The following is a 12,224-nucleotide window of genomic DNA, read 5'->3' on the forward strand; positions in this document are numbered from 1 at the left end:
CCGCTCACCCGAGCCGGGTGAGCGGCATACCTCTGCGTCGTGGCGCGTCAGCGTTCGGGCAGGTGCCCGGTCAGCGCCGGGCGGGCGGGGCGTCCCGGAGCAGGCAGGTGATCCGCGACGTGCACACCCGCGCCCCGTCCTCGTCGGTGATGACGACCTCGTAGCTGGCGATCGTGCGACCGGCGCTGACGAGCGTGGCGACCCCCGTCACGGTGCCGTGTCGCGCCGCACGGTGGTGGGTCGCGTTGATGTCGAGGCCGACGGCGACGCGCTCGGGGCCGGCGCAGAGGGCCGCTCCGTAGGAGCCGAGGGTCTCGGCGAGCACGACGCTGGCCCCGCCGTGGAGCAGGCCGTACGGCTGGGTGTTGCCCTCGACGGGCATCGTCCCGACGAGGCGCTCCCGGGTCACCTCGGTGATCTCGATTCCCATCCGCTCGATAAGGGTGCCGCGGGTCTCACCCTGCAGCCCGGCCAGGACGTCGGAGGCATCAGACATGGTGCCGATCGTAGGACGGGGGTGTCGGCGGCTGTGACTAGGCTGCGCGTGTGAGCCGACTCCTCCTCCTCGACGGACACTCGCTGGCCTACCGGGCGTTCTTCGCGCTGCCCGCCGAGAACTTCTCGACGACCACTGGCCAGCACACCAACGCGGTCTACGGCTTCACCTCGATGCTGATCAACGTGCTGCGCGACGAGCAGCCGACCCATGTGGCCGTGGCCTTCGACCTGTCCCGGCAGACCTTCCGCACCGAGCAGTACGCCGAGTACAAGGCGGGTCGCGCGACGACGCCCGACGAGTTCAAGGGTCAGGTCTCGCTGCTCCACGAGGTCCTCGACGCCCTGCGGATCCGCTACGTCGAGCTCGAGGGCTACGAGGCCGACGACATCATCGCGACGATCACCTCCCAGGCCCGCGACCAGGGCCTGGAGGTGCTCATCTGCTCCGGCGACCGCGACACCTTCCAGCTCGTCTCCGACGCGACGACGGTGCTCTACCCGGTGCGCGGCGTGTCTGAGCTGTCGCGCATGACCCCCGCGGCGGTGGAGTCCAAGTACGGCGTGCCACCGGCCCGCTACAGCGACCTCGCTGCCCTGGTCGGCGAGACCTCCGACAACCTGCCGGGGGTGCCCGGGGTGGGGCCCAAGACGGCCGCCAAGTGGATCAACCAGTTCGGTGACCTTGCCGGGATCGTCGCCGGCGTCGACCAGATCAAGGGCAAGGCCGGCGAGTCGCTGCGGGCGCACCTCGACCAGGTGCTGCGCAACCGCCGGCTCAACCAGCTGGTCACGGACGCCCCGGTCGGCGTCACCGTCGACGAGCTGGCCCGGGCCCAGTGGGACCGCGAGCAGGTGCACACCGTCTTCGACGGCCTCGAGTTCCGGGTGCTGCGGGACCGCCTCTTCGCGACGATCGAGGCGGCCGAGCCCGAGGCGGAGTCCGGCTACGACGTCGAGGGCGACGTGCTCGAGGCGGCCGCGGTGCCGGTCTGGGTGGCCACGCACCTGGCCGAGGGGGAGCGGGCCGGCCTGGCCGTCGTCGGCACGTGGGCCCGCGGCACGGGTGACGCGACCGGGCTCGCCGTTGCCGCAGCCGACGGCAGCGCCGGCTTCATCGACCTCACGACCCTCACCCCCGAGGGTGAGCGCGCGGTCGGCGCCTGGCTCGAGTCGGCGAAGCACCCCAAGGCGATGCACGACGCCAAGGGCCCCATCGAGGCCCTCGCGGCGCGCGGCTGGCGGCTGGCGGGCCTGACGAGCGACACCCAGCTGGCCGCCTACCTCGTCAAGCCCGACCAGCGCTCCTACCACCTGGACGACCTCGTCCTGCGCAACCTCAAGCGCGAGCTCGGACAGACCACCGAGACGGGCCAGGGCATGCTCGACCTCGACGGTGACGCCGACGAGCGGGCGGCGGCAGCGCAGATGGTGCGAGCCACCGCGGTCCGCGACCTCGCCGACGCGCTCGACACCCAGCTCGACGCGACCGACGGCACCGCCCTGCTCGCCGACATGGAGATCCCGCTCATCGACGTGCTCGCCCGGATGGAGGCCACCGGCATCGCCGTCGACGCGAGCGGGCTCGATGCGCTCGGCGGCGACTTCGCGGCCAAGGTCGAGCAGGCCCAGCAGGACGCCTGGGACGCCATCGGCGGTGAGCAGATCAACCTCGGCTCGCCCAAGCAGCTGCAGGTCGTCCTCTTCGACACGCTCGGCATGCCCAAGACGAAGAAGACCAAGACCGGCTACACCACCGACGCCGACGCGCTCGCCGACCTCTACGCCAAGACGGAGCACCCCTTCCTCGAGGCACTGCTGCGCCACCGGGACGCGGCCAAGCTGCGCGTCACGGTCGAGGGCCTGCAGAAGTCCGTGGCCGACGACGGCCGGATCCACACCACCTATCTGCAGACGATCGCGGCGACCGGCAGGCTCTCGTCCACCGAGCCCAACCTGCAGAACGTGCCGATCCGCACCGAGGAGGGCCGCCGGATCCGGGCCCTGTTCGTCGTCGGCGACGGCTACGAGTCGCTCATGTCCGCCGACTACTCCCAGATCGAGATGCGCGTCATGGCGCACCTCTCCGGTGACGAGGGGCTCATCGCTGCCTTCCGGTCGGGCGAGGACCTCCACAACTACGTCGGCTCCAGGGTCTTCGGGGTCGAGCCTGACGCCGTCACCCCGCAGATGCGCTCGAAGATCAAGGCGATGTCCTACGGCCTCGCCTACGGCCTGTCCGCCTATGGGCTGTCCAAGCAGCTGACCATCAGCACCGAGGAGGCGCGCGGGCTGATGGAGGGCTACTTCGAACGGTTCGGCGGCGTCCGCGACTACCTCTCCGAGGTCGTCGCCCAGGCCCGGACGACCGGCTGGACCGCGACCATGTTCGGTCGCCGCCGCTACCTGCCCGACCTGACGTCCGACAACCGGCAGCGCCGGGAGATGGCGGAGCGTATGGCGCTCAACGCGCCGATCCAGGGCTCGGCCGCCGACATCATGAAGGTCGCCATGCTCGGCGTCGACCGGGCGCTGCGCGAGGCGGGGCTGCGGTCCCGGATCCTGCTGCAGGTCCACGACGAGCTCGTGCTCGAGGTCGCCCCGGGGGAGCAGGACGCCGTCGAGCGGCTCGTCCGGCAGGAGATGGGCGGCGCGGTCGCCATGGACGTACCCCTCGACGTCAACGTCGGGATCGGCCGGTCCTGGCACGACGCCGCGCACTGACGAGCCGGCGACCCGCGGCTGCCAGACCAGGGTCAGCTCTTCTCGCAGACGAAGATCGCGGTGCCGGGAAACAGTCGGCCCCGCAGTGGCGACCAGCCGCCCCAGGCCTCTTGGTGGCCCTCGGGCCACTCCGGCTCGACGAGGTCGACGAGTCGCAGGTCGGCGGCGGTGATCTCGCGGACCCGGTCACCCACCGTGCGGTGGTGCTCGACATAGGTGGCGCGCCCCGCCGCGTCCTGCTCGACGTACGGAGTCCGGTCGAAGTAGGACTGCGTCGCGGTCAGGCCCCGCGGCCCGGGGTCGTCCGGGAAGGCCCACCGCAGCGGGTGGGTCGTCGAGAAGACGAAGCGCCCACCGGCGCGCAGCACGCGGGCCGCCTCGGACAGGACGACGTCCGAGTCGGCCACGAACGGGATGACGCCGTAGGCGGTGAACACGACGTCGAAGGAGGCATCGGCGAAAGGCAGGGACCGCCCGTCGCACTGGAGCAGGGGGAGCGGATCCCCGGAGCCGGACCGGTCGATCCGGGCACCCGTGGCGAGCATCTGCGCCGACAGGTCGGTCGCGACGACGACGGCGCCCTGGGCCGCGAGCCACCGCGAGCACTGGGCCGAGCCGGCCCCGATCTCCAGGACGCGACGGCCGTCGACGTCCCCGAGCAGGTGGGCGTCCGCCTCGCGGAGCCGCTCCGGACCCCACACGAAGTCACGGTCACCGAGGAAGGCGCCGTGCTCCGCGTAGTAGGAGGCCGCCTCGCCGTCCCACCAGGTCCGGTTGGCGTGTGCCGTCTCCTGCGCCGAGGCGCGACGGCGGCTCACCTCGGACGGCACGCTCACGCCATACACCCACTTTGACCGCGTCTGAACGCCCCGGATAGGATGCACGAGCACATTCGTGTGCTCGGATTCACCTGCCCATCGGGCGTTGCCCGGTTCTCGTCCGAGAACCGTCGTGCGCCACCAACATAACTGTCCACAATCGGAGTTCCTACTACATGACTGCCAACACGGTCGAAAAGACCGCTCCTGAGGTCGCCATCAACGACATCGGATCTCAGGAAGACCTCCTTGCCGCCATCGACGCGACCATCAAGGACTTCAACGACGGCGACATCGTCGAGGGTCGCATCGTCAAGGTCGACCGGGACGAGGTCCTGCTCGACATCGGCTACAAGACCGAGGGCGTCATCCCCTCGCGCGAGCTGTCCATCAAGCACGACGTCGACCCGTCCGAGGTCGTCGGGGTCGGCGACGAGGTCGAGGCCCTCGTCCTCCAGAAGGAGGACAAGGAAGGCCGTCTCATCCTGTCCAAGAAGCGCGCCCAGTACGAGCGCGCCTGGGGCACGATCGAGAAGATCAAGGAGGAGGACGGCGTCGTCACCGGCACCGTCATCGAGGTCGTCAAGGGCGGCCTGATCCTCGACATCGGCCTGCGTGGCTTCCTGCCCGCGTCGCTCGTCGAGATGCGCCGCGTCCGCGACCTCCAGCCCTACGTCGGCAAGGAGATCGAGGCCAAGATCATCGAGCTCGACAAGAACCGCAACAACGTGGTCCTGTCGCGCCGTGCCTGGCTCGAGCAGACGCAGTCCGAGGTCCGCACCACGTTCCTCAAGGAGCTCCAGAAGGGGCAGGTCCGCTCCGGCGTCGTGTCCTCGATCGTCAACTTCGGTGCCTTCGTCGACCTCGGCGGCGTCGACGGTCTCGTCCACGTCTCCGAGCTGTCCTGGAAGCACATCGACCACCCGTCCGAGGTCGTCGAGGTGGGCCAGGAGGTCACCGTCGAGGTCCTCGACGTCGACATGGACCGCGAGCGCGTCTCCCTGTCGCTCAAGGCGACGCAGGAGGACCCGTGGCAGCACTTCGCCCGGACCCACGCGATCGGCCAGGTCGTGCCCGGCAAGGTCACCAAGCTCGTTCCGTTCGGCGCGTTCGTCCGCGTCGAGGACGGCATCGAGGGTCTGGTCCACATCTCCGAGCTGGCCGAGCGCCACGTGGAGCTGCCGGAGCAGGTCGTCAACGTCGGCGACGAGATCTTCGTCAAGGTCATCGACATCGACCTCGAGCGGCGCCGCATCTCGCTGTCGCTCAAGCAGGCCAACGACGCGGCGACCGGCATGGCCGAGTTCGACCCGACGCTCTACGGCATGGCCGCCGAGTACGACGAGAACGGCAACTACAAGTACCCCGAGGGCTTCGACCCCGAGACGAACGAGTGGCTCGAGGGCTACGAGGCGCAGCGGGAGAAGTGGGAGCGCGAGTACGCCGAGGCGCACGCCCGCTGGGAGGCCCACAAGGCGCAGGTCGAGAACGCGTCCAAGGCCGACGCCGAGGCTGCGGTCTCCGCTGGCAACGCGACGTCCTACTCGTCCGCGTCGGGCTCCGAGTCGCAGGCCGCACCGGCCGAGGGCACGCTCGCCTCGGACGAGGCGCTCGCTGCCCTGCGCGAGAAGCTGACGGGCAACTGACACCAGCAGCACTGCACGTCGTGAGGGCCCGGTCCACGCGGACCGGGCCCTTGCCCGTGCCTGCCCTGGCGGCCACGCAACGCGGTCGTGTGCGGTTCAGCGCGCGTTCACGAACCGTCCCCGTTGCCACGTTAGGTTGACGCCGTGACCGTCACGACGAGTGCGCTCGCCACCCGCCCCGGACCCTGGGCCTACTCCGGCGGAGTGGACATCGAGGGACACCGCGGAGCCCGGGGGCTCGCCCCCGAGAACACGCTCGCCGGCCTGCGTGCCGGCATCGAGGCGGGCGCCACCGCCATCGAGATCGACGTGCGCCTCAGCGCCGACGGGCACCCCGTCCTGTGGCACGACCAGGTGCTGCACCCGGGCCGGTGCCGGTTCACCGGGCCCGACCTCACCGGCGCCCGCGTCGACGAGCTCGACCTGGCCCTGCTGCGCACCGTCGACATCGGCAGCACCCCGCACCCCCGGTTCCCGGGACAGCGGCTCGACCCCGCCGCTCGGGTCGTGACCCTCCACGAGGTTCTCGAGCTCGGCGCCGCCCTCGACGACGGCATGTGGTGGACAATCGAGCTGAAGGTCGATCCCACCCACCCCGTCTCCCGCGCCACGCGCGAGCCGCTCGTCGACGCCGTGCTGGCGGAGATCCACGAGCACGGCCTCGAGGACCGGTGCTTCGTGCACTCCTTCGACTGGGGCGTGCTGGACCTGTCCCGGCGCCTCGCACCGGGGCTGCTGCGCTCGGCCCTCGTCGAGGTCGGCACCACCTACGCCCCGGGGAGCGCCTGGCTCGGCACCGTCGCCTGGGAGGACCACGAGCACGACGTCGCCGGCGCCGCGGCAGAGCTGGGGGCATCCGTCGTGGGTCCTCATTACTCAACGGTCGATGCCGGCCTCGTCGAGCGAGCGCACTCCCTCGACATCGCCGTCCTGCCGTGGACGGTGAACGACCCCGACGACCTGCGGGCCATGCTCGACCTCGGCGTCGACGGCATCGTGACCGACTATCCCGCGCGAGCGCTCGAGGTGGCCTCGCTGTTCGGCTGACGACGCGCCCGTAGGCTGTGCGCGTGCTGAGAGTCGGAGTCACCGGCGGGATCGGGTCGGGCAAGTCGACGGTGTCGCGACGCCTGGCCGAGCTGGGCGCGGTCGTCGTCGACGCCGACGAGGTCGCCCGGGAGGTCGTCGAGCCGGGCGAACCTGCCCTGGCGGCCATCCGGGCTCGCTTCGGTGACGAGATGCTGTGCCCCGACGGTTCCCTGGACCGGGCGGCCCTCGCAGCCGTCGTCTTCCCGGACCCGGACGCGCTTGCCGCCCTCAACGCGATCACCGGCCCGGCCATCATGGAGCGCATCGCGGAGCGACGCTCCGCCGTTCCTGCCGACCGGGTGACGGTCTTCGACATGCCGCTGCTCGTCGAGCGACGACTGTGGGTCCACGAGCACCTGGCGATCGTCGTCCAAGTCGACGTGGAGACTCGGGTCCGGCGTCTCGTGGACCAGCGAGGCCTCGACGAGGACGACGTGCGGCACCGCATCGCGACGCAGGTCGACGACGCGGAGCGCCGCGCAGCGGCCGACGTGTGGCTCGACAACAACGGCACGCCTGCCGAGCTGCTCGCCGCGGTCGACGAGCTCTGGCACGAGCGGATCGCGCCGTTCAACGCGAACCTCCTGAGCGGCATACGGACCCGGCGACCGGACCGGAGCGCCGTCGTCACCGCCCAGCGCGACTGGGCGGAGCGGGGGGCGCGCGTCGTGGCGCGCCTCGCCGCAGCGCTGGCGCGGACCGGCCTGGGTGTCGACGTCACCCACCTGGGGTCGACCTCGGTGCCGGGCCTCATCGCGAAGGACGTCATCGACGTGCAGGTCGGCGTCCCGACGCTCGACGACGCGGACCGCCCGGAGTTCGCCACCGCGATGCGCGACGCCGGCTACCTGCTCAGCGAGGGCAACCTCGGTGACACGCCGCATCCGCGCGGCGCCGACGCCTCCGGGTGGGCGAAGCGGTTCTACGGCGGCTGCGACCCGGGCCAGGTGGTCCACGTGCACGTGCGTGAGACGGGCGCGCAGGGCTGGCGCTTCGCGCTGCTGTTCCGCGACTGGCTGCGTGCCGTCCCCGAGGAGCGGGACGCGTATGCCGCTCACAAGCGGGCGCTGCTCGCCGCGGACCCGCGCACCGACGTCTACACCGAGGCGAAGGAACCGTGGTTCGAGCAGGCCTGGGGACGAGCGTCCGCCTGGGCCGACGCGGCCGGCTGGACGCCGACGCCGGGGGAGCGGGTCGCGGCGGAATAGCGCTGTCGGCGGTGCGGTTTACGGTTGAGTCATGCGTCCCATCACCGACCTGCAGCGCACGGTCGCCCCGTTCGAGGTCATCTCCGAGTACACGCCGAGCGGCGACCAGCCGCAGGCCATCGCGGAGCTGGCCCGGCGCGTCAACGGCGGTGAGCAGGACATCGTGCTCCTCGGCGCCACCGGCACCGGCAAGTCGGCGACGACGGCGTGGCTCATCGAGCAGGTGCAGCGACCGACCCTCGTGATGGCGCCGAACAAGACCCTCGCCGCCCAGCTCGCCAACGAGTTCCGTGAGCTGATGCCCAACAACGCGGTGGAGTACTTCGTCTCCTACTACGACTACTACCAGCCCGAGGCGTACATCCCGCAGACGGACACCTACATCGAGAAGGACAGCTCCGTCAACGACGAGGTCGAGCGGCTGCGCCACTCCGCGACGAACTCACTCCTGACACGGCGCGACGTCATCGTCGTCGCGTCGGTGTCGTGCATCTACGGCCTCGGCACCCCCCAGGAGTACGTCGACCGGATGGCCCGGCTCAAGGTCGGCCAGGAGGTCGACCGGGACCAGCTGCTGCGCCGGTTCGTCGAGATGCAGTACACCCGCAACGACCTCGCCTTCACCCGCGGCACCTTCAGGGTGCGCGGCGACACCGTGGAGATCATCCCGGTCTACGAGGAGCTCGCGGTGCGCATCGAGTTCTTCGGCGACGAGATCGAGCGGATCTACACCCTGCACCCCGTCACCGGTGAGGTCGTCAACGAGGAGCAGGAGATGTACGTCTTCCCTGCCTCCCACTACGTGGCCGGACCCGAGCGGATGGAGCGGGCCATCGCCGGCATCGAGACCGAGCTCGAGCAGCGCCTCGCGGAGTTCGAGCGCCAGGGCAAGCTGCTCGAGGCGCAGCGCCTCCGGATGCGCACGACCTACGACATCGAGATGATGCGCCAGGTCGGGTTCTGCTCCGGCATCGAGAACTACAGCCGGCACATCGACGGCCGCGCAGCCGGCTCGGCACCGAACTGCCTGCTCGACTACTTCCCCGAGGACTTCCTGCTCGTCATCGACGAGTCCCACCAAACGGTCCCGCAGATCGGCGCCATGTACGAGGGCGACATGTCCCGCAAGCGGATGCTCGTCGAGCACGGCTTCCGACTGCCGAGCGCGATGGACAACCGTCCGCTCAAGTGGGAGGAGTTCCTCGAGCGGATCGGGCAGACGGTCTATCTGTCGGCGACTCCCGGCGACTACGAGCTGGCCAAGTCCGGTCCGCCCGTCGAGCAGATCATCCGTCCCACCGGTCTGGTCGACCCCGAGGTCGTGCTCAAGCCGACGAAGGGGCAGATCGACGACCTCATGCACGAGATCCGCGAGCGGACCGAGCGCAACGAGCGCGTCCTCGTCACGACCCTGACCAAGAAGATGGCCGAGGACCTCACCGACTACCTGCTCGACAAGGGCATCCGGGTGCGCTACCTGCACAGCGACATCGACACCCTGCGCCGGGTCGAGCTGCTTCGCGAGCTGCGGACCGGAGTGTTCGACGTCCTCGTCGGCATCAACCTGCTCCGCGAGGGCCTCGACCTGCCCGAGGTCTCCCTGGTCTCCATCCTCGATGCGGACAAGGAGGGCTTCCTCCGCTCGGCCCGGTCGCTCATCCAGACCATCGGGCGGGCCGCCCGCAACGTCTCTGGCCAGGTCCACATGTACGCCGACTCCATCACGCCGTCGATGCAGGAGGCACTCGAGGAGACGAACCGGCGCCGCGAGAAGCAGATCGCCTACAACGCCGAGCGGGGCATCGACCCCCAGCCGCTGCGCAAGCGGATCGCCGACATCACCGACCTGCTCCAGCGCGAGGATGCCGACACGCAGGAGCTGATCGGCTCCGGGCGCATCCAGTCCCGGGGCAAGTCCGGCTCGGGCCGCGGAGCGGTGGCCGCCGACGCGGGTGTCTCCGGGGCGCGGTCGGAGCACCCGGCCGACATGGCCGCGGCCGACCTCGCCGGCCTCATCCAGGAGCTGACCACCCAGATGCACCAGGCGGCCGCCGAGCTGCACTTCGAGCTGGCGGCGCGGCTGCGCGACGAGGTCAGCGAGCTGAAGAAGGAGCTGCGGCAGATGACGGCAGCGACTCGCTGAGCCGGTGCGCGCGGGGGGCGCGGTTTCGCCAGGACCGAGCCGCTCGGCGCGTCGGAGTTGAGCCGAGGCCCGCGATGATGAGACGATCAGGCGTTCACGGAGGGGAGTATCCCCAATGCGACGTGCTCGTCATCACGGACGGCGGCCCTTGGCCGCGCGGTTCCGGGCCGTCGGTCCGCCTACGGGGCGGGAGAGACCTCCGGCCACTGCCCATGTGTCCGGAAGGTTGCATCCATGAACGTGCCCGCCTGGGGCTGGTTCGTCACCATCGCCGCGCTGACCATCTTTCTCGTCGTCGACGTCTTCGTCATCGCGCGGCGCCCCCACGTCCCCTCGATGGCCGAGGTGACCCGCCACCTGATCTTCTTCGTCTCGCTCGCGGTCCTCTTCGGGCTCTACGTCTGGTACGAGTGGGGCGGCAAGTACGCCGGTGAGTTCTACGCCGGCTGGCTGACCGAGTACTCCCTGTCGGTCGACAACCTGTTCATCTTCCTGCTCATCATGCAGAACTTCCGCGTCCCGGCCCGGCTGCAACAGTCGGCCCTGATGACCGGGATCGTCATCGCGATCCTGCTGCGCGGCATCTTCATCGCCGTCGGCGCCGCAGCGATCAACGCCTTCGCCTGGGTCTTCTACCTCTTCGGGGCTTTCCTGATCTACACCGCGGTCAAGCTGGCCAAGAGCGGGGACGAGGACGAGGAGTTCGAGGAGAACCGGGTCCTCAAGTGGGTCGAGCACCGGTTCCCGGCGACGAAGGAGTTCCACGGCACGAGCCTCACCGTCGTCGAGAAGGGCAAGCGGCTCATCACGCCGATGTTCATCGTCATCCTCGCTCTCGGCACGACCGACCTGCTCTTCGCGCTCGACTCGATCCCCGCGATCTACGGCCTGACCAAGGAACCCTTCCTCGTCCTGACCGCCAACGTCTTCGCGCTGATGGGCCTGCGGCAGCTGTACTTCCTCATCGGTGGCCTGCTCAAGCGGCTCGTCTACCTCAGCATGGGCCTCGCCGTGCTGCTGGGCTTCATCGGGGCCAAGCTCATGCTGCACGCGCTGCACGAGAACAACCTGCCGTTCATCAACGGCGGACAGCCGGTGGAGGCGGCCCCCGACATCCCGATCTCGGTGTCGTTGGGCGCGATCGTCCTGATCCTCGGCGTCACGACCGTCGCGAGCCTCTGGAAGACGAAGCGGGACGCGAGGCTCCTGGGCAGCTGACCGAGCCCCGGCTGGCCCGCTCCACGTCGTGCCGGAGCGGGTCAGCCGGCCACCCGGGCGGCCGCGACAAGGGTCGCCGCGCGCTCCGGCGGCAGGTCCTCCTCGACGAGCACGCCTCCGGTCTCGGAGGCGTGCACCATCCGTCCCGGTGCCGTGACGATGCCGACGTGGTGGATCCGGCGGCCCGGGCGGGCGAAGAAGTAGAGGTCGCCGGACCGGACCGCGTCGAGCTCGACAGCGCCGAGCGCCTCCTGCTGGGCGTAGGCGTCCCGGGGCACGAGCATGCCGAGGGTGCGCCATGCCCAGTGGACCAGCCCGGAGCAGTCGAAGCCGTATGGCGTCAGGCCGCCCCAGAGGTAGGGCAGCCCGAGGTGCTGGCGGGCGAGCAAGACCGTCGGGTGCTCGCCGGTCGCCTCGCGGCTCGGGCTGCCGTTCACCTCACCGCCGACCGGTCGGCTGCGCTGTGGGTATGGCGTGAGCTCGGCCTCCGTGGCCAGTGCCCGCAGGTGGATGGTCGGGACCCACCCGGGGTAGCCGTCTCTGGACGTGGGGGAGGTCTGCCAGGGGCACCGCACGTGCGCCCACGCGCCGTCCGGGGTGGTCTCCACGATGCGGACCGGCTCGCCCTCGACGAGCTGCGTCTCGATGCGGCCGTGCAGTCCGAGGCGGCCGTTGCCCGACTCGTCCTCACCGGCATGGGAGTCGAGAGCCGCGAGCCAGGCGCTCGTGTCCGGGTCCTCGTCCACGATGGCACGGTCGACGGGGCGGGGGCGGTCCGGGCCCTGCCAGACGGAGGTGACGGGGACGTGGACGACCGCGAGTTGCTGGGGCTCAGGCATCGAGACATCCTCTCAAAGCCCCGCCCGACCGCCGCGTTGAGGTA

Annotated in this window: 9 protein-coding genes; 6 read left to right on the plus strand and 3 right to left on the minus strand. The window is 70.4% G+C overall.

Annotated elements, in window-relative coordinates:
• Nucleotides 1–70: 70 nt before the first annotated feature.
• Entirely contained in the window at nucleotides 71–496 is a 426-nt protein-coding gene (locus N864_RS05015; RefSeq protein ID WP_034714186.1) for a PaaI family thioesterase, read from the minus strand.
• Between the two features lie 50 nt (nucleotides 497–546).
• On the opposite strand from N864_RS05015, the gene polA reads away from it, so the two are divergent.
• Nucleotides 547–3,219 (plus strand): DNA polymerase I, encoded by a 2,673-nt coding sequence (gene polA / locus N864_RS05020; protein ID WP_034714187.1) that lies wholly within the window; start codon nucleotides 547–549, stop codon nucleotides 3,217–3,219.
• A gap of 32 nt (nucleotides 3,220–3,251) precedes the next feature.
• Here the strand turns inward: polA and N864_RS05025 are convergent, their stop codons facing one another.
• Nucleotides 3,252–4,055, minus strand: a complete 804-nt coding sequence (locus N864_RS05025) for a class I SAM-dependent methyltransferase (protein WP_034714221.1) — start codon at nucleotides 4,053–4,055, stop codon at nucleotides 3,252–3,254.
• A gap of 158 nt (nucleotides 4,056–4,213) precedes the next feature.
• Between N864_RS05025 and rpsA the strand changes: the two genes are divergently transcribed.
• The 5 genes from rpsA (at nucleotide 4,214) to N864_RS05050 (ending at nucleotide 11,341) form a co-directional block, all read left to right on the plus strand.
• A complete protein-coding gene (gene rpsA, locus N864_RS05030; protein ID WP_034714189.1) occupies nucleotides 4,214–5,683 on the plus strand; it encodes a 30S ribosomal protein S1 in 1,470 nt (489 codons plus the stop codon).
• 144 nt (nucleotides 5,684–5,827) lie between these two features.
• Nucleotides 5,828–6,730 (plus strand): glycerophosphodiester phosphodiesterase family protein, encoded by a 903-nt coding sequence (locus N864_RS05035; protein ID WP_034714191.1) that lies wholly within the window; start codon nucleotides 5,828–5,830, stop codon nucleotides 6,728–6,730.
• A 23-nt stretch (nucleotides 6,731–6,753) separates the two neighbouring features.
• The gene (gene coaE, locus N864_RS05040) at nucleotides 6,754–7,980 is read left to right on the plus strand and encodes a dephospho-CoA kinase (RefSeq protein WP_034714223.1); all 1,227 of its coding nucleotides are present in this window, start codon (nucleotides 6,754–6,756) and stop codon (nucleotides 7,978–7,980) included.
• A gap of 31 nt (nucleotides 7,981–8,011) precedes the next feature.
• Nucleotides 8,012–10,123, plus strand: a complete 2,112-nt coding sequence (gene uvrB / locus N864_RS05045; RefSeq protein ID WP_034714193.1) for an excinuclease ABC subunit UvrB — start codon at nucleotides 8,012–8,014, stop codon at nucleotides 10,121–10,123.
• Between the two features lie 234 nt (nucleotides 10,124–10,357).
• Nucleotides 10,358–11,341 carry a TerC family protein gene (locus tag N864_RS05050; protein ID WP_034714195.1) on the plus strand — a complete coding sequence of 328 codons (984 nt, stop codon included), beginning with the start codon at nucleotides 10,358–10,360 and terminating at the stop codon, nucleotides 11,339–11,341.
• Nucleotides 11,342–11,382: 41 nt separating this feature from the next.
• Here the strand turns inward: N864_RS05050 and N864_RS05055 are convergent, their stop codons facing one another.
• The gene (locus tag N864_RS05055) at nucleotides 11,383–12,180 is read right to left on the minus strand and encodes a C40 family peptidase (protein WP_034714197.1); all 798 of its coding nucleotides are present in this window, start codon (nucleotides 12,178–12,180) and stop codon (nucleotides 11,383–11,385) included.
• Nucleotides 12,181–12,224: the final 44 nt, after the last annotated feature.

It is taken from the genome of Intrasporangium chromatireducens Q5-1 (assembly GCF_000576575.1).
In the GTDB taxonomy this organism is placed as follows: Bacteria; Actinomycetota; Actinomycetes; order Actinomycetales; family Dermatophilaceae; genus Intrasporangium_A; species Intrasporangium_A chromatireducens.